This is a genomic window from Chitinilyticum litopenaei DSM 21440, assembly GCF_000428145.1.
Taxonomy (GTDB): domain Bacteria; phylum Pseudomonadota; class Gammaproteobacteria; order Burkholderiales; family Chitinibacteraceae; genus Chitinilyticum; species Chitinilyticum litopenaei.
The window spans coordinates 64,907-81,642 of record NZ_ATZJ01000014.1 but is presented as its reverse complement, the minus strand read 5'-3'; the positions used below and the strand labels follow the sequence as shown (position 1 = coordinate 81,642).

Annotated in this window: 15 protein-coding genes; 9 read left to right on the top strand and 6 right to left on the bottom strand. The window is 55.9% G+C overall.

Annotated features, from left to right (window positions below; all coding sequences use genetic code 11):
- Positions 1-250 precede the first annotated feature (250 nt).
- From C515_RS20090 to C515_RS0107515, 4 genes are read right to left on the bottom strand one after another with little or no spacing between them, the layout of a single operon-like run.
- Positions 251-1,759 carry a bifunctional ADP-dependent NAD(P)H-hydrate dehydratase/NAD(P)H-hydrate epimerase gene (locus tag C515_RS20090; protein ID WP_043648572.1) on the bottom strand — a complete coding sequence of 503 codons (1,509 nt, stop codon included), beginning with the start codon at positions 1,757-1,759 and terminating at the stop codon, positions 251-253.
- A gap of 5 nt (positions 1,760-1,764) precedes the next feature.
- Positions 1,765-2,508: a flagellar regulator YcgR PilZN domain-containing protein gene (locus C515_RS0107525; RefSeq protein ID WP_028455026.1), complete on the bottom strand. Its 744-nt coding sequence runs from the start codon at positions 2,506-2,508 to the stop codon at positions 1,765-1,767.
- Positions 2,509-2,514: 6 nt separating this feature from the next.
- Positions 2,515-3,114 (bottom strand): hypothetical protein, encoded by a 600-nt coding sequence (locus C515_RS20085; RefSeq protein ID WP_051304740.1) that lies wholly within the window; start codon positions 3,112-3,114, stop codon positions 2,515-2,517.
- 46 nt (positions 3,115-3,160) lie between these two features.
- The gene (locus tag C515_RS0107515) at positions 3,161-5,470 is read right to left on the bottom strand and encodes a penicillin-binding protein 1A (RefSeq protein WP_028455025.1); all 2,310 of its coding nucleotides are present in this window, start codon (positions 5,468-5,470) and stop codon (positions 3,161-3,163) included.
- Positions 5,471-5,636: 166 nt separating this feature from the next.
- On the opposite strand from C515_RS0107515, the gene C515_RS0107510 reads away from it, so the two are divergent.
- The 7 genes from C515_RS0107510 (at position 5,637) to aroB (ending at position 12,198) form a co-directional block, all read left to right on the top strand.
- Positions 5,637-6,710, top strand: a complete 1,074-nt coding sequence (locus C515_RS0107510) for a pilus assembly protein PilM (protein WP_028455024.1) — start codon at positions 5,637-5,639, stop codon at positions 6,708-6,710.
- The gene (locus tag C515_RS23015) at positions 6,707-7,297 is read left to right on the top strand and encodes a PilN domain-containing protein (protein ID WP_081686814.1); all 591 of its coding nucleotides are present in this window, start codon (positions 6,707-6,709) and stop codon (positions 7,295-7,297) included. Before C515_RS0107510 ends, C515_RS23015 begins: the two co-directional genes overlap by 4 nt.
- Positions 7,294-7,926 carry a type IV pilus inner membrane component PilO gene (locus tag C515_RS0107500; protein WP_028455022.1) on the top strand — a complete coding sequence of 211 codons (633 nt, stop codon included), beginning with the start codon at positions 7,294-7,296 and terminating at the stop codon, positions 7,924-7,926. The genes C515_RS23015 and C515_RS0107500 overlap by 4 nt, the downstream gene beginning before the upstream one ends.
- Positions 7,927-7,938: 12 nt before the next feature.
- On the top strand, positions 7,939-8,469 hold the full coding sequence (locus C515_RS0107495; RefSeq protein WP_028455021.1) for a pilus assembly protein PilP: 531 nt from the start codon (positions 7,939-7,941) through the stop codon (positions 8,467-8,469).
- Positions 8,466-10,529: a type IV pilus secretin PilQ gene (locus C515_RS20080; RefSeq protein ID WP_051304739.1), complete on the top strand. Its 2,064-nt coding sequence runs from the start codon at positions 8,466-8,468 to the stop codon at positions 10,527-10,529. Before C515_RS0107495 ends, C515_RS20080 begins: the two co-directional genes overlap by 4 nt.
- A 66-nt stretch (positions 10,530-10,595) precedes the next feature.
- Positions 10,596-11,132, top strand: a complete 537-nt coding sequence (locus tag C515_RS0107485) for a shikimate kinase (protein ID WP_144290389.1) — start codon at positions 10,596-10,598, stop codon at positions 11,130-11,132.
- Positions 11,119-12,198, top strand: a complete 1,080-nt coding sequence (gene aroB, locus C515_RS0107480) for a 3-dehydroquinate synthase (RefSeq protein ID WP_028455019.1) — start codon at positions 11,119-11,121, stop codon at positions 12,196-12,198. Before C515_RS0107485 ends, aroB begins: the two co-directional genes overlap by 14 nt.
- A gap of 139 nt (positions 12,199-12,337) precedes the next feature.
- Here aroB and C515_RS20075 read toward each other — a convergent pair whose 3' ends face one another.
- The gene (locus C515_RS20075; protein WP_051304738.1) at positions 12,338-13,606 is read right to left on the bottom strand and encodes a YihY family inner membrane protein; all 1,269 of its coding nucleotides are present in this window, start codon (positions 13,604-13,606) and stop codon (positions 12,338-12,340) included.
- Between the two features lie 63 nt (positions 13,607-13,669).
- On the opposite strand from C515_RS20075, the gene wrbA reads away from it, so the two are divergent.
- A complete protein-coding gene (gene wrbA, locus C515_RS0107470) occupies positions 13,670-14,269 on the top strand; it encodes an NAD(P)H:quinone oxidoreductase (RefSeq protein ID WP_028455018.1) in 600 nt (199 codons plus the stop codon).
- Complete coding sequence (locus C515_RS0107465) at positions 14,266-14,619, top strand: DUF2069 domain-containing protein (protein WP_028455017.1); 354 nt, start codon at positions 14,266-14,268, stop codon at positions 14,617-14,619. The genes wrbA and C515_RS0107465 overlap by 4 nt, the downstream gene beginning before the upstream one ends.
- A 250-nt stretch (positions 14,620-14,869) precedes the next feature.
- Here C515_RS0107465 and C515_RS0107460 read toward each other — a convergent pair whose 3' ends face one another.
- A complete protein-coding gene (locus tag C515_RS0107460; protein ID WP_028455016.1) occupies positions 14,870-16,687 on the bottom strand; it encodes a 2-isopropylmalate synthase in 1,818 nt (605 codons plus the stop codon).
- Positions 16,688-16,736: the final 49 nt, after the last annotated feature.

The window sequence follows — 16,736 nt, the reverse complement described above, 5'->3', positions numbered from 1 at the left end:
ACCTGATTATGTCTCTCTTTCAGAAACCCTTTTTTCGTCATGCCCGCGAAGGCGGGCATCCAGAGCAAAGCTTGATTTCACACGCTCATCTGGATTCCCGCGTACGCGGGAATGACGATTCTGAAGCAGAGACATAATCAGGTTGCTTTATGCGTCTGGTGCGCACAAGCACAGATGCCGAGCCAACCCAGGTGTCGGTGAATAACTCCTAATTTAGTAGATACATTGCTGGGTAGTTCTCCCTGGCCATTCATTCTATTGGGCTCTGATCGCATACATCACTTATTGCTGCTTTGAGGCCAGTGTGGTTAAGCAGCTTGCGCATGAGTCGCAACACCTCGCCCGAAGTCAGTCCCAAGCCGTTCGGGTATTTGGTGCGCCAAAGATCGCCTGCGTTTCCATGCACATGCACGCCGAGCAATACGGCTTGCCACGGAGTAAGGCCTTGGGCCACGAGTGCGCCAATGCAACCGGCCAGAATGTCGCCTTGTCCCGCACAGCTCAGTGCCCCATTGCCTGAACCATTGATCACCATGGATTGACCATCTGCGGAGACAAGAACGCTACCAGCGCCCTTGAGCACAATGTGTGAACGGTATTGCCGGGCGAGTTGCTGTGCGGCGTGCAGACGGTTTGTCTGCACGTCACTAGTGCTGAGATTTAGTAGTCGTGCAGCTTCCAATGGGTGTGGTGTCAATATGCTGGCCACGCTGCGCTGGAGCAGCAGATCAAGCAAGGGTGGATGCTCTGCCAGCAGATTGAGGGCGTCGGCATCAAGAACGAGAGGCCGCCCCTGCTCCAGTGCTTGCCTGAGGTGTACACGGCTTGCCGGACTGGTGCCAAGCCCTGGTCCTGCTACGATGCAGTCGCATGCGTCAGCAAACAGCAAATTGGCTTCATTCAGCATGATTTCCGGGTAGTTGGAGTCAATGCTTCCGACATTGTTGTCCAGCAGACCCACGCGAATTTTCCCGGCACCGCAAAACAAGGCGGCCCGTGCCGCCAGAATGGCTGCGCCATGCATGCCTGCTGCTCCGCCGAGAATGGCCAGTGTCCCAAACCGCCCTTTGTGTGTGTCGCGTGTACGCTTGAGCAGGGCGTTACTTGGGGCTTCGCTAAGCAGGCTGATTGTGGTTGCCGGGAGTGTCAGAGGGGCAATTTGCAGTGGCAATACATATACTGTGCCGCAGTAGTCGAGTGCCGCCCCAGTATGCAAACCGACTTTATCGGCGATGAAAGTCAGCGTTGCATCGGCGTGAATTGCGCCATCAGGCACATGCCCCGTGTCGGGGTCGATGCCGCTGGGGCAGTCCAGCGCCACTACCGGCTTTCCGCTCTCGTACAACCGCTGTGATAGCTGCTGCAGCACTGGGTCAAGTTGCCCCCTGATGCCTATGCCGAAAATGGCATCGATGACCACATCGCAACTGCCAAGAACCCCGGCAAGTTCTGCTGCATTCACCAGCTTGCCGCGGTATGCAGCCAGGGCTGCAGCTGCATCGCCAGAGTAGTTTTTGTCAGGGTATAGCCTGAAGAGGCTCACATCGTATTGCCTGGAGTGCAATACATCGGCGAGTACATAACCATCGCCACCATTGTTGCCTGGCCCACAGAGAATCAGGATGCGTGAGCGGGGAGGGTAGCGCGGTGTGAGCCAGTCCGCAGCTGCGAGCCCGGCTTGTGCCATGAGATTCAGTCCCTGCCGGCTTGCTTCGCCTTCGATTGCACGGATGGCGGATGAGGAATGCAGCGGGTTCATGGTTTCTAGCGCTGCTGCTGCAGATGCTGGCGCTCAAGGCGCGTGATATAGCGGGCAATGACCGCTTGCGCATGCGGGGTAAGTTGCCGAAAGATGGCGCCAATCCGCCGTGAGTTCGCTGCCCCAGCCTGGTGATGGTCCCTGATATTGCGGATTTCCAAGGTGATGGCGAGGGATTCGCAGCCTGGCAATTGGAGCTGGCAGTCGGCCAGGAGCAGACCCTTGTGCAGCTCCTGTTCAGCCAAATGCCCAAGTAGCCCAAGTCCTCCCTGGCTGATGTCGGATACCTCGAGCATTTGCAGAGTTTCGCCTGCCAGTGTGATGTGGCAGTAGGCTGACTCGCGCAGGGGAATGCGCTGCCGGTAGGTGTCGCGCTGTTGCAGGTGTAGGATTTGCCCAGGAAAAGGAACGCGCAGCGCCGCCTTGCCAGCCTGCAAGGCACTTTCGATTGCTGTGAAGCCGAATTGCAAATGGACATGCCCGGGGTGGGCAACAAGGCAGCCTTTGCCGAATTGCAATAAGCGTTTGGTGAACAGGGACTCTGCCGGTACGTCCAGCCAAAGCCATGATTCATCAACTTCCAGTATGGAGCTCAAGGCAAAGTTGCTGTGCGTCAGCGAAGGATAGATGGCGATCAGCTCATGGTTATTCGCCAGCTGCTGCAACAGGTGCAGAGTCAGTGCCGGGTCCTGGCTGAGGTATTGTGGATAGTGCTCGGGCTGGACGGGGCGCAGATTGCGATTCGCCATGATGATTCAGCACGGAGCGAGTTCGGTCGAAGTTTGTGCCGTACTGCCATTGGCCAGCAAGCGCTTCAAGCCAGCAAGATTGATCCGTTCTTTCTCGGCCTTGTGCTGGGGGTTGCGCTCGGCGCTGCTGGGTTGCAATTGCACGCGCACCGGAGTGTCGTCGAACCAGAAGGCCAATACCGGATAATCCTCGTAACGACGAACCCCCGGGATGGTGACGATATCGTACTGAATGCGCTGATTCAGCAGAAACAGCTCAACGCTTTTGGGGTCGTCATGGAACAGTTGCAGATTGATGTTTGAGTGTGCACCGGCACGACCATTGAGTACAGAGCCATACAGGTAAGGGCGGAAGGCCGCAAAAAATTCCAGTAGATAAGCTGCTTTCTCGCGCAATGTCTGCAGCAGCAGGGCGTGTTCGGGATCGTAGAGTTGCCGGTATTCTCCCAGTGCCGATTCAATTTCATCGTTGGATGGCAGCGCGTTGCGGTCGTTGATGCCCAGCTGTTTTGCCGCTTTGCGTTTGGCTTGTGCAAAGTCGTGAATGTGTTCCTCCACCACCAGCTTGGCCGCCCGCTGTGCAATTTCTGTCCGTTGCAACTGCATTGATCGATCATGATCCGCTCGGTGCATGGTGTCATCCCGGTGGAGGTTAGAATAACTGATCCTTGATCTCTTCCAGTTCTTGCCCTTGTGGCTCGCTGTTGCCGGCGTCCAGGCCAAGTTCCGGACTGGTATTCAGGAATTCGCTGAAGAAATACTCGGTACGCTCGCCCCTTTCAGTGCTGATTTGCTGAGCGACGACGCCCTCGGGAACCGGATATTGGTACTCTGGCTCATTCTGCAGTGCTTTGCTCATGAAGTTGATCCAGATCGGCAGTGCTGCCGCGCCCCCAGTCTCGCCGCCGCCCAGTGAGCGTGGCTGGTCGAAACCCACCCAGACTACAGTGACGAGTTTGGGTTGATAGCCGGCAAACCATGCGTCGAAACTGTCGTTGGTCGTGCCGGTTTTGCCGGCCAGATCATGTCGCCCAAGGACATTGGCCTTGGCCGCCGTGCCGAAACGCACGACGTCGCCCATCATGCTGGTCATCACGAAGGCATTGCGGGCATCCAGTGTACGTACGGCATTTTTGCCGGCAACCTCAGGTTCCATGCGCGCGATAATCGCGCCACGAGCATCTTCGATACGGCTGACCAAGTGCGAGCGGACCCGGAAGCCGGTATTGGCAAAAACGGCATAGCCTTCGGCCAGTTGCAGGGGGGTGACGCTGCCTGCGCCAAGTGCCATGGTCAGGTAGGCTGGGTGTTTCTTGGGGCTGAAGCCGAAGCGGCTGATGTGTTCTTGCGCATACTCCGGCCCGATGGACTGCAGAATGCGTATGGATACAAGATTTTTCGAACGCGTGAGCGCATTGCGCACCGTGATGGGACCTGAAAATTTGCCGTCGTAATTTTTGGGTTCCCAGCGTTGACCGCCGACCGCACCCGGGTCGACTACCAGTGGCGCATCATTGATGATCGAGGCTGGGGTGATTCCTCGCTCAAGACCTGCGGAATAAATGAACGGCTTGAAGCTGGATCCCGGCTGTCGCCACGCCTGAGTCGCGTGATTGAAGCTGTTCCGGTTGAAATCAAACCCGCCTGCAAGTGCGCGGATGGCACCATTCTCGGGATTGAGGGCCACGATTGCGCCTTCGACCTGGGGTACCTGACCAATAACCCAGCCTTTTTCGGTCTGCTTCAGTCTGATGATGGCTGTGGGTTTGATACGGCTGGCCTGAGGTGCTTTGTCTGAAAGCATGGGTCTGGCGAGCCGGAGCGCCTCGCCAGACAGTTCAGCGACAATGCCGCCACGCAGATAGGCTCTGAGCGATTGAGGTGTGCTGCTCAAGACCACTGCCGCGCGTAGCTCATCCGCATCCTTGATCTCTGCCAGAGCTTCATCCAGCGCCTCCTGGTTGTCGCTTTCCAACAGGCTGCCGTCCACATAGCCTTCAGCGCCACGGTAGCCATGCCGGCTATCGTAATCAAGCAACCCTTTGCGCAGTGCCTGGTAAGCCGCTTGCTGATCTGTTGCGGAGACGGTGGTGTAAACCTTGAAACCTTGGGTGTAAGCGGCTTCCTTGTAGCGTTCCACCATCATTTGCCTGACCATCTCCGCCACGTATTCAGCGTGAACGGCATAGTCCTGCTGACTGCGCTTGATTACCAGTTCTTCAGTCTGCGCTTGCTTGTATTGTTCGTCAGTAATGAATTTGAGTTCATGCATGCGCCTTAGCACGTACATTTGGCGCTGCTTGGCACGGGTCGGATTGACGACGGGATTGTAGCTCGAGGGGGCCTTGGGCAGGCCAGCAAGCATGGCAAATTCGGCAATCGACAGGTCTTTCAGGTTCTTGCCGTAGTAAATCTGGGCTGCAGCTGCGAAACCATACGAGCGCTGCCCCAGGTAAATCTGGTTGATGTACAGCTCCAGAATCTGCTCTTTGCTGAGGTTGTGCTCAATCTTGAACGCCAGGAGAGCTTCATTGAACTTGCGCTGCAGGGTTCTTTCATTGCTCAGATAGAAGTTGCGAGCCACCTGCATCGTGATGGTACTGGCTCCGGAGCGGGTTTGCCCGGAAGTGACATTGCTGAGCATTGCGCGCAGGACCCCAATGTAATCAACCCCGCCATGCTCATAAAATCGCTCATCCTCTGCTGCCAGTAGGGCTTGCGTCATCAGTGCGGGCACCTCCTTGAATGGCGTGAACGCCCGCTTTTCTTCGCCAAACTCACCAATCAGCACACTATCAGCGGTATATACCCGCAGCGGGATTTTCGGGCGGTAATCAGTGAGGGCCTCGAGCGAAGGTAGTTTGGGGTAGGTGATGGCTACCGCGATAAACAAAAAGCCGCCGCCAAAAATCAGGATGATCAGAAGCAGTGTGCTGAGGAGCAAGAAGGGGCGTTTTAGCATCAGAAGGCCGGCTGGAATGTAGAGACTGTACGCGTTAGACAGGAATTTACGGGATTATGCCCTTGTTGCAAAATCTGTGGGGCTTGTCTACCTTGCTTTACATGGGATGGAGTCGGCTGTTACGATTTTTTTGGTACGTAAACATCATATAAAAGGGGCTGCAAAGTTGAACCTCGATTTCTTCAAGCCGAAAGCACCCCCGCTCATCGGTGTGGACATCAGCTCTTCAGCCGTCAAGATGGTCGAGCTGAGCCTGGTGGGGCGAAACTACAGCCTGGATCGCTATCACATCGAGCCTCTTCCCAAAGAGGCGGTCGTTGATGGCAACATCAATAATCAGGATGCTGTCGCAGAAGCTGTTCGCAAGGCGTGGAAGCATCTCAATACCCGCATCAAGTCTGTAGCTGTCGCCTTGCCGCCAGCCGCGGTGATTACCAAGAAAATTTTGGTCCCGGGCAAGCTCTCCGAGCGCGAATTGGAGATGCAAGTCGAGACGGAAGCCAACCAGTACATCCCGTTTTCACTGGATGAAGTCAACCTTGATTTCCAGGTTCTGGGTCCTGCTGCGGCCGCGCCAGATGAAGATGAAGTGCTGATCGCGGCAGCGAAAAAAGACAAGGTTGATGAGCGCGTAGCCGTGATTGAGCTTGCCGGCTTGAAGCCCAGCGTACTGGATGTGGAGTCCTTTGCCGCCCAGTCTGCTTTTGAGCTCATGAGCTCGCAGCTTCCTTCCGGGGGAGATGGGCAGATTGTGGCTCTTGTCGACATCGGCGCTACCGCGATCCACATGAACGTGTTCAAGAATGGCCAATCCATTTACAGTCGTGATCAGGCCTATGCCGGCAACCAGTTGACCCAGGAAATTCAACGCAAGTTCAACATGTCTTTTGAAGAGGCCGAGCAAGCGAAGCGGCAGGGGGGACTGCCTGAAAACTATGAACCGGATGTTCTGCAGCCTTTCATGGATACTCTTGCGCTTGAAGTGTCTCGTTCTCTCCAGTTTTTCTATACCTCAAGCAACTTCAATGGTGTGGATCACATCCTGCTTGCTGGTGGCTGCAGCGTGATTCATGGCCTTGATGAGGCTGTTTCTGCGCGTACTCAAGTTGCCAGTACCATGCGAGCCAATCCATTTTTTAGTATGTCAACTGGCAAGGTCAGAGGTAAGCAGGTGCAAGTGGATGCCCCTTCCTTGTTAATTGCCTGCGGTCTCGCAATGCGGAGGTTTGACCCAGCATGATAAGAATTAACCTCTTACCTCACCGCGAGCAGAAGCGGCTGGCTAGGCAGCGGCGGTTTGTTTCTGTCTTGGTTTTTTCTGTGATAGCCGCGGCAGGTATTGTAACCTTGGGTTATCTATTTTTGGCTGCAAAACTTGAGGCTCAAAATCAGCGAAATGAATTCCTGCGCGCTGAAAATCTGAAGCTTGATCAGCAGATTGCCGAAATTGAGAAGCTTAAAGCAGACAAGCAAGCCATGCTTGAGAAAAAAACGATTGTTGAGCGTTTGCAGAGCAACCGTACTGAAGCTGTACGCTTGATGGATGAGCTGACAAAAAAGACGCCCGAGGGCATTTACCTCAAGGACGTCAAGCAAGCAGATGCGAAGCTTGTGATGGTTGGCCTTACGCAATCGAACGCAAGGGTTTCAGGTTTCATGCAAAATTTGACTGAATCGCCTTTGTTTGAGCAACCAACACTCGTTGAAGTCAAGGCATCGACAGGCGCTTCCGCTAATTTGTCGGAATTTACTCTGGAAGTGAGTCTTTCCCGGCCTGATCCTGCTAATGCTTCATCGCCTGCTAAAGGAATTGGGGGGCGCAAATGACGCTTGATGAGTTGAAAAATCTAGATCCCAAGGATGCAGGGAACTGGCCTGTCCCTATTCAGCTTTTTTGCGCAGCCTTGCTGTTGGTTCTTGTTGTTACTGGTGGATATTTTTACTTGTGGGCTGATCAGCTGACAGAGATTGAAGCCAGCAGAGCAACAGAGGTTGCTCTTAAGGAAGAGTTCATTACAAAGAAAACCCAGGCAATTAATCTCGAAGCGTATAAGCAGCAATTGGATGAAATTCAGCGGACTTTTGGAGCGTTGCTGAAACAGTTGCCGAACAAGTCTGATATGGAGAGTTTGCTGAAAGACATAAATCAGGCGGGCGTCGGTCGTGGACTGAAGTTTGTACTGTTTAAGCCTCAGCCTGAGATTAAAACTGCTGAGTTCGGCCAATTACCAATCAGTGTCGAACTTACTGGAACCTACCATGATCTGGCGGCGTTTGTGAGCGATGTGTCTCAGTTGCCCCGGATTGTGACGATTGGCAATGTTCAGTTGGGTCAAGCCGCTGGCGGCTTGCTTAATTTCAAGGCTGTGGTGAATACATACCGCGCTCTGGATGATTCGGAATTACAGGCTATCAGGCAGGCCGATGTAGAGGCCAAGAAAAGGTCGCGACAATAAAGGTGGTCTGAAATGAAGAATTTGCGATTAATAAGCTACTTGATTTTGCCTTTGCTGCTTTCTGGCTGTATTTTTGGAAGCGAGAGCGATGACTTGCAGGCTTGGATGGATGAACAAACCAACAGCATGCGAGGTAAGGTTGAGCCTTTGCCCGAAGTTAAGCCCTATGAGGCGTTTTCTTATGCGGCATATGACTTGCTTGATCCTTACAGTTTAAAGAAAATGGAGCTCGCCAAGAAAAACTCTGGAGGGCCTCAGCCCGATCCCAATCGCCCTAGGGAAGTGCTTGAAAGTTTTGATCTTGAAAAGTTGCGAATGGTTGGTACATTGCAGCGAGGGAAAGCGATTGAGGCTTTGATCAAGGCTCCGGATGGTAATTTGTACAGAGTGCATTCAGGCAATTTTATGGGGCAGAATTTCGGTCGAGTAATTGCAATTACCGAGACTGAGATAAAATTGGTCGAATTGGTTGGTGACAGCAGTGGCGATTGGAAAGAGCAGACTACCACCCTGCCTTTGGATGAAGCGGAGCAGAAAAAATGATCAATGCAATCAGAAAACTAGGCCTGCTTGTGCTTTGTGCATTCAGCGCATTTGCGTTTGCGGAGCAGACATCCTTGACTGGGGTGGAAGTAACCTCCGAGAGCGTCGACCGTCAGGTCATCAAGCTGACATTCTCGGGGCCGCCGCCCGCTCCAACCAGCTTTGTCGTAAAAACGCCTCCGCGCATTGCACTGGATTTTGCCAACGTTGACAACAAGGCTGGCAAGACCGCAGTTCAAGTCAATGCTGCTGCCATTCGCCTAATCAATATTGCTGAAGGTGCCGGTCGCACGCGTGTTGTACTGAATCTTGCCAAATCTGCCGGTTACACGACTGAGGCGCAAGGTAATGCTGTTATCGTTACGGTCGATGCGGGCAGTGCGGATGTTGCTTCGACAGGCAGCAAAGCCAGTCTTTTCGCCGAATCAAAGCCCTCCTCTGGGAAAGAGTCTGTTCAGCAGGTTGACTTCCGTCGCGGCCAAAATGGCGAAGGTAAGATTGTCGTAGATTTGTCCAGTGCAAATGTAGGCATCGATATTCGCCAGCAAGGCAATAAATTATTGGTTGATTTCGCCAAAGCATCATTGAACAAGTCGTTTGAGCGCCGGATGGATGTGACGGATTTTGGCACCCCGGTACAAAAGGTAGACACATATACCCAGGGTGATGCCGTGAAAATGGTTATCGAACCCAAGGGGGTTTGGGAATATTCTGCATACCAGACCGAAAATCGGTTTGTTGTCGAAGTGCGGGATAGCTCGGCAGACAAGGCGGTGCTGACAAGCCAGAAAAATTATAAAGGCGAAAAGCTCTCGCTGAACTTCCAGAATGTGGAGATTCGCACGGTATTGCAAGTTATCGCTGAGTTTACTGGCATGAACGTGATCACCAGCGATACTGTCAATGGTTCTCTGACACTTCGCCTCAAGGATGTGCCTTGGGATCAGGCCTTGGACATCATTTTGCAGGCCAAGGGACTGGACATGCGCAAAACCGGCAATGTGCTGTGGATAGCGCCGCGTGATGAGTTGGCAGCCAAAGAAAAGCAGGAGCTTGAAGCAAAGAAGCAGATCTCGGAGTTGGAACCCACCCGAACTGAATATTTCCGTCTCAAGTATCATCGCGCGATGGCATTTGAGAAAATCCTCAAGGATGACAAGCAGAAGATCCTTTCGCCGCGCGGTAGCGCCGTCATGGATGATCGGACTAATACGCTGATTATTCAGGATATTCCCGTCAAGCTTGATCAGGTTCGCGACCTCATTGAAAAGCTGGATATTCCGGTTCGCCAGGTAATGATCGAAGCCAGAATTGTCGAAGCTCTTGATGGTGTATCCAAGAATTTGGGTGTGAAGTGGCATGGCATCCTTGCCAAGGGTGATGCCGCTCTAGCAGGTGGCACAAAACCCAATACTAAATATGGCACAACTGAGGGTGGTGAAGAAGCAGTTGGACCTGGCTTGGCTGGTAATAAAGAAAGCGTAAATTTGCCGGCCGCTGGGTTGAAAGGTTTCAACGCCGCATCTCTGGCCTTCCTGATTACAGGGTCCGACGGTATTCTATCCCTCGAATTGTCGGCTCTGGAGGCTGATGATCTGGCCAAGGTCATCAGTAGCCCGCGCGTCATGACAGCTGATGGACAAGAGGCTGTGATTGAAGAGGGTCAGGAACAGGCATTTACTGAAACAGCACCGAACGGAGCAACGACGACAACCTTTAAAAAGGCTGTGCTTTCTCTGAAAGTTAAGCCCCAAATTACTCCGGATGGTGACGTCATCATGGATGTGAAAATCAATAAGGATGACTTCGAAGATGCCCGTCAGGGCCTGTTGAATACCAAACAGGTAGAGACAATAGTTCGTGTGGAAAATGGTGGAACCGTGGTGATTGGCGGTATTTATATCGTCGATGACAAGAAGACGGTTGCCAAAGTTCCGGTACTGGGTGATTTGCCGATGCTGGGTGGCCTGTTCAGAAATTCGTCAACGGTGAATGAAAAGCGTGAGTTGCTGGTGTTCCTGACCCCCAAGGTGCTGGACTCTGCCCTCACTCTCAAGTAATTAAACTGTTTGCTTGATTGCGTGGAGGCGGGCTCTGCAGTGCAGAGCCCGCCTCTTTGCGATAAAATGCCTGGCATGAAACTGCCAGGCAATTTTTTTTTGGTCGGCCTTATGGGGGCCGGGAAGACAACGGTTGGAAGGGCTTTGGCCAAGGCCACGGGCAAGCTTTTTCTTGATTCTGATCACGAGATCGAAAGCAAGACCGGTGTCAAGATTCCGGTAATCTTCGAGATTGAGGGCGAGGCCGGCTTTCGCGAGCGTGAAGCCGAGGCGATCTTTGAGCTTTGTCAGCGCAAGGAGATTGTGCTCGCCACCGGCGGCGGGGTTGTTCTCAATCCGCAGAATCGCGCCAGTTTGCGGGCGAATGGTTTTGTCATTTATCTGAATGCCAGCCCGGAAGAACTCTACCAGCGCACTGCACATGACAAAAATCGGCCATTGCTGCAAACCGCCGATCCGCTTGGGCGCTTGCGCGAACTTTACGTGCAGCGCGATCCACTTTATCGCGAAGTTGCCGATCTGGTGGTTGATACCAGCCGGCAGTCCGTACAGGGCATGTTGTCCATCTTGATCAAAGAGCTAGAAAACAATGCGCATCGTTAATGTCGACATCGCTCATTCCCCGTATGACATCCTGATTGGCAAGGGGGTGCTGGCATCGGTTCAGACGATCAAGGCGCTGCTGCCACTGCCTCAGGTTGCGATCATTACCAACACAACCATCGCCCCTCTCTATCTTGCGGGTCTGCAGCATGCGCTTGAGGCGCAAGGCATTGGCGTGCTGCCGATTGTCTTGCCCGATGGTGAGCAGTACAAAACCTGGGAAACGCTCAATCTGATTTTTGATGCGCTGCTGACTGCTCGCTGCGAACGCAAGACGACGCTGATCGCGCTTGGCGGCGGTGTTATCGGCGACATGACCGGCTTTGCCGCGGCGGTGTATCAGCGTGGCGTGCCGTTCATTCAGATTCCGACCACGCTGCTGGCCCAGGTGGATTCATCGGTGGGTGGAAAAACGGCGGTCAATCACCCGCTCGGCAAGAACATGATTGGCGCTTTTTATCAGCCCAAACTGGTGCTGGCGGACCTGAGCACGCTGGATACCTTGCCGTCGCGCGAATTTTCCGCAGGTCTGGCTGAGGTAATCAAGTATGGTCTGATTGATGATCTGGAATTCTTTGAATGGCTGGAAGTCAATATTGACCGTCTGATGGCGCGGGACGATGATGCGCTGGCCTATGCCGTTGAGCGCTGCTGCGAGAACAAGGCACGCATCGTCGCTGCCGATGAAAAGGAAAATGGTCAGCGTGCGCTGTTGAATCTGGGCCATACCTTTGGGCATGCAATCGAGGCAGGAATGGGCTATGGTGTCTGGCTGCATGGCGAAGCCGTCGCTGCCGGCATGATGCTGGCTGCGCATGCTGCGCGCCTGCAGTCCACCATCACCGAGGTCGAGCTGGGGCGGATCAAGGCCCTGCTGCAGGCCGCAGGCTTGCCGGTGAAGGCGCCTGATCTAGGTGCCGAGCGTTATTTGTCGTTGATGGCGCAGGACAAGAAGGTCGATGCTGGCAAGATCAAGTTCATTCTGCTGGAAAAGCTGGGTCAGTCCTGCATTGGCGAACTTCCCGAGGATATTGTGCGCGCCGCGTTGGCTGCTGGCTGTAATTAATCCCAGGCCTGGTGTTGCTGCGGGATGCCAGGCAATCCATCATGCGGCTGTCGGTTTGTGAATGCGCAGGCAAGGGGCACCTGCCATTATCGGTGAGTCTTGCTGCAAGCCGTTCTCTCGCGTTTCAGCTTGACTACGCTCACCGGCCGGTTCTGTCCGCTCCTTCGGCGGGGGCTGGATCGGTTTCGCGGGTGCTGAACAATTCCGGGCGCTGGTCCAGATAGCGCTGCAGGGAGATCTGCAGTGGCGCGGCACTCTGCTGCAGGATGCGGGCAATCACCGGTTCACTGCTACTGCTCAGGCTGCTGCCCACCAGCTGATAGACATCCATCAACTGGATGTGCGCTGGAGAGACCGCCAGTAGCCATTCGCCGTTCTTGCCTTCCTCCACCCAGTTGCGTACCGCCATCAGCTCCAGCAGACCGTGGGTGGCGTCGATACCCAGTTGCACGCGTCTGCGCAGCTCATCAAGGTGCAGCACCACGCCCTGCTGATGTGCTGCCGCCAGGGTGGCGAGAATATGAATGGCCTGCTCGAAGCGCGAGCCATGATCCTGTCCCCAGCGCCAGCCGTCGCGGTGCCAGTAGGACAGCGATGCCGTCAGTACTGCGCCACCCAGGATGATCACCCAGCAGACATACAGCCACATGAGAAAAATCGGGATGCTGGCAAAGGCGCCGTAAACCAGTTTGAATGTCCCGAATTGCCGCAGATAGAGACTGAACAACTGTTTCATCAGTTCCAGCAGCACGCCGGACACCAGGGCCGCGATCATGGCGTGGGTGCGCGGCACATAGCAGTTTGGCACCGTCACATATATCAGGGTCAGGGTCAGCCAGCCAAGGATCAGTGGCGTGACCTGGGCCAGATTCAGCCAGGCTACATCACCGGCATGCTTGTCCAGTGCCGAGGCCAGCGAGAGGCTGATGCCGATCAGCAGTGGGGCCAGTGTCAGCGAGGCCCAGTAAATCAGCGTGCGGGCCAGCAGCTTGCGTGGACGGCGTACGGCCCAGATTTCGTTGAATGATTTTTCAATGGTGAAGACCAGCAGCAGGGCGGTCAGCACCAGGCCTACCATGCCCATTGCCGTCAGCCGCTCGGCATTGTCGGAAAATTGCCGCATGTACACACCAATCAGCTTGCCCGAGGCATCGGGCACCAGATTGGTCAGCAGAAAGGTCTTGAAGCGCCCGCTGTACTGATTGAACACGGGAAAGGCGGAAAACAGTGTCAGCGCAATCGTGAACAGCGGTACAAAGGCCAGCAGCGTGGTATAGGTCAGGCTGCCCGCCGTCTGCAGGCAGCGGTCGCGCACCAGTCGCCGGCCGACGAAGCGGGCGAAACCCAGCAGACGCTCCCAGAAGGCAAAGTGCAGCGGCGTGGTGATGCTGGAGGGAAGGTTGACCATGGCTGGCTGCGGCTGTGAAAGGCAATCCGCTTATAATAGCGCATCACCCATTGGTACGAGATCATGGTCGAATTGCTTGTTCTGTATTACTCAACGCATGGCGCAACGCGGCAGATGGCGCAGTTGATCGCGCGCGGCATCGAGTCAGTCCCCGGGGCCACCGCGCGCCTGCGTACCGTTCCGCGCATTTCCACCGTGTGCGAGGCGACCGAACCCGGCATTCCGGACAGTGGCGCGCCGTATGTGGAAATCCGTGACCTGCAGGAGTGCGCCGGCCTGGCGCTGGGCAGCCCGACCCGCTATGGCAATATGGCTGCGCCTATGAAATATTTCTGGGATTCGACCATCAGCGAATGGCTCAGTGGCACGCTGGTCGGCAAGCCCGCTTGCGTATTCACCAGCTCGGGCACCATGCATGGCGGTAATGAATCCACGCTGCTGACCATGATGCTGCCCTTGCTGCATCACGGCATGCTGCTGTTTGGCACGCCCTATACCGAAGCGGCGCTGCTCTCTACCCGTACTGGCGGCACACCCTATGGCGTCAGTCATGTGGCGGGCACCGATTCCTCCCTGCCGATCAGTGAAGACGAGCGCCAGCTCTGTCTGGCGCAGGGACGGCGTCTTGCGCAGATTGCGCTGCAACTGGCGGACAAGGCATGAGTCGCGCACGAGTCTGGCAAAAGCTGGCGGTGGGAACGCTGCTGGCGCTCATTGTCTTGTGCGTGGCGTGGGAGCTGTGGCTGGCGCCGCTGCGTCCCGGCGGTTCCTGGCTGGTGCTGAAGGCCGTGCCACTTTTGCTGCCCTTGCGTGGGCTGCTGCATGGCCGGCGCTATACCAGCCAGTGGACCAGCATGTTCATCCTGCTCTGGTTTACCGAAGGGGTGATGCGCGGCTGGGCTGATCGTGGCTTGTCGCAGCAGCTGGCCTGGCTGGAGGTATTGCTGACGGTGCTGCTGTTTGTCGCCGTGAACATGCATGCCCGCCTGACTCGGCCAAGTTTGCAGGGGTGAGTTTGGGTATGTTGCTGTAACCATTGGTGGAAATGGCCTGCAGCGCAATACGCTCTAGTGTATTTGCGGGTCTGCAAAACGGTACAGCCCGCGGATAGCGGGCTGTACGCATTTGCCTGGGCAACGTCGCTTGCGTCGCGAGTGGCGACCTGGGCTGGCTTGAAGCGGCGGACGGGTAAATCCGCGCCTCACCATCCGGCCGGGTAGGGCCGGATGGCTCCCGATGGTGCAAAACGGGGGGGGGGGCTGCTTATACCGGCTGCGGATGCACGCGCTCGGTATTGCTTTGCAGCTTGTTCAGTGCCGAAATGTAGGCCTTCACGCTGGCGACGATGATGTCGGTGTCCGCGCCCTGGCCGTTGACGATGCGGCCGTCCCTGGCCAAACGCACGGTGACTTCGCCCTGGCTGTCAGTGCCCTGGGTGATGGCGTTCACCGAATACAACTGCAGCTCGGCGCCGCTGTTCACCAGTGATTCGATGGCCTTGAAGGACGCGTCGACGGTGCCGTCGCCATCGGCGTCGGCGCGACGCTCGGTGCCGGCCTCGCTGATCACCAGCGTGGCGTGCGGGATTTCGCCGGTTTCGGAAGCCACCTTCAGCGACACGAGCTTGAAATGCTCCTGCTCGATGCTGATCAGCTCGTCGGACACGAGCGCGTGCAGGTCTTCATCGAAGATCTCGCGCTTGCGGTCAGCCAGCTCCTTGAAGCGGGCGAAGGCGGCGTTGAGCGCTTCCTCGCTGTCGATCTGGATGCCCAGCTCGCCAAGCTTGGTCTTGAAGGCATTGCGGCCCGAAAGTTTGCCCAGCGTGAGGCGGTTGGTGTTCCAGCCCACCGATTCGGCGCTCATGATCTCGTAGGTTTCACGATGCTTGAGCACGCCGTCCTGGTGGATGCCCGATTCGTGGGCGAAGGCGTTCGCGCCGACAATGGCCTTGTTCGGCTGCACCGGGTAGCCGGTAATGGTTGAGACCAGCTTCGACGTCGGCACGATCTGCGTGGTGTCGATGCGCGTTTCCACGCCAAAGATATCCTTGCGGGTGCGCGTCGCCATCACGATTTCTTCCATCGCGGCGTTGCCGGCGCGCTCGCCCAGGCCATTGATCGTGCATTCGACCTGGCGCGCGCCGCCAAGCACGGCAGCGAGCGAATTGGCCACGGCCATGCCGAGGTCATTGTGGCAATGCGCCGACCAGGTCACGCGCTCCGCGCCCGGCGTCTTGGCGATCAGCTCGCGGAAGAAGGCTTCAGTCTTTTGCGGCACGGCGTAGCCGACGGTGTCGGGCACGTTCAGCGTGGTCGCGCCGGCTTCGATCACCGCGCCGAAAATGCGCGCGAGGAAGTCGATGTCCGAGCGCAGTGCATCCTCTGCCGAGAATTCCACATCGTCGGTGTATTCGCGGGCGAGTTTGACAGCCTTGACGGCGGCTTCGACGACCTGATCCGGCTCCATGCGCAATTTGTGCTGCATGTGAATCGGGCTGGTCGCAATAAAGGTGTGGATGCGGCCGCGCTTGGCCGGTTTGATCGCCTCGCCGGCGGCGCGCACGTCGCGCTCGTTGGCGCGTGCCAGGCTACAGACGGTGCTGTTTTCGATAATGCCGGCGATGGTATGAATCGCATCGAAATCACCGGGGCTGGCCGCAGCAAAGCCCGCTTCGATTACGTCGACACCCAGCTTTTCCAGCTGACGGGCGATGCGGATCTTTTCTTCCTTGGTCATCGACGCGCCCGGCGATTGCTCGCCGTCACGCAAGGTGGTGTCAAAAATAATCAAACGGTCGCTCATGGCGGCATCCTTGTGCGGTTGACTGGGTTCGCCGGCGGTGGCCGGGCTGTGTGCATTCGCGGGGTTCACGAAATACTGCTCGATGGCGAAACGACGCCCCTGTTGCGCGGCCAGTTGTGCCAGCTGCGAAACCTTGGCAAGCGGCATGCTGCCGCGTTCGCGCCACTTGTAGACTGCGGCGCGGCTGACCGGATCATCGGGCCAGGCCTTGGAAAGCGCTTCGGACAGGGCTCCTGGCCCGCCGAAATCATCAATCAGACGTTCGATGTCCAATTGCATGGGGTTTCTCCATCAGGTGTTGGGCTAATCATTCTACTTGTTCGACGTT

Coding starts and splice junctions, on each gene's coding strand:
- C515_RS20090 (WP_043648572.1), bottom strand. CDS start 1,759: ATGAACCCGCTGCATTCCTCATCCGCCATCCGTGCAATCGAAGGCGAA.
- C515_RS0107525 (WP_028455026.1), bottom strand. CDS start 2,508: ATGGCGAATCGCAATCTGCGCCCCGTCCAGCCCGAGCACTATCCACAA.
- C515_RS20085 (WP_051304740.1), bottom strand. CDS start 3,114: ATGCAGTTGCAACGGACAGAAATTGCACAGCGGGCGGCCAAGCTGGTG.
- C515_RS0107515 (WP_028455025.1), bottom strand. CDS start 5,470: ATGCTAAAACGCCCCTTCTTGCTCCTCAGCACACTGCTTCTGATCATC.
- C515_RS23015 (WP_081686814.1), top strand. CDS start 6,707: ATGATAAGAATTAACCTCTTACCTCACCGCGAGCAGAAGCGGCTGGCT.
- C515_RS0107500 (WP_028455022.1), top strand. CDS start 7,294: ATGACGCTTGATGAGTTGAAAAATCTAGATCCCAAGGATGCAGGGAAC.
- C515_RS0107495 (WP_028455021.1), top strand. CDS start 7,939: ATGAAGAATTTGCGATTAATAAGCTACTTGATTTTGCCTTTGCTGCTT.
- C515_RS20080 (WP_051304739.1), top strand. CDS start 8,466: ATGATCAATGCAATCAGAAAACTAGGCCTGCTTGTGCTTTGTGCATTC.
- C515_RS0107485 (WP_144290389.1), top strand. CDS start 10,596: ATGCCTGGCATGAAACTGCCAGGCAATTTTTTTTTGGTCGGCCTTATG.
- aroB (WP_028455019.1), top strand. CDS start 11,119: ATGCGCATCGTTAATGTCGACATCGCTCATTCCCCGTATGACATCCTG.
- C515_RS20075 (WP_051304738.1), bottom strand. CDS start 13,606: ATGGTCAACCTTCCCTCCAGCATCACCACGCCGCTGCACTTTGCCTTC.
- wrbA (WP_028455018.1), top strand. CDS start 13,670: ATGGTCGAATTGCTTGTTCTGTATTACTCAACGCATGGCGCAACGCGG.
- C515_RS0107465 (WP_028455017.1), top strand. CDS start 14,266: ATGAGTCGCGCACGAGTCTGGCAAAAGCTGGCGGTGGGAACGCTGCTG.
- C515_RS0107460 (WP_028455016.1), bottom strand. CDS start 16,687: ATGCAATTGGACATCGAACGTCTGATTGATGATTTCGGCGGGCCAGGA.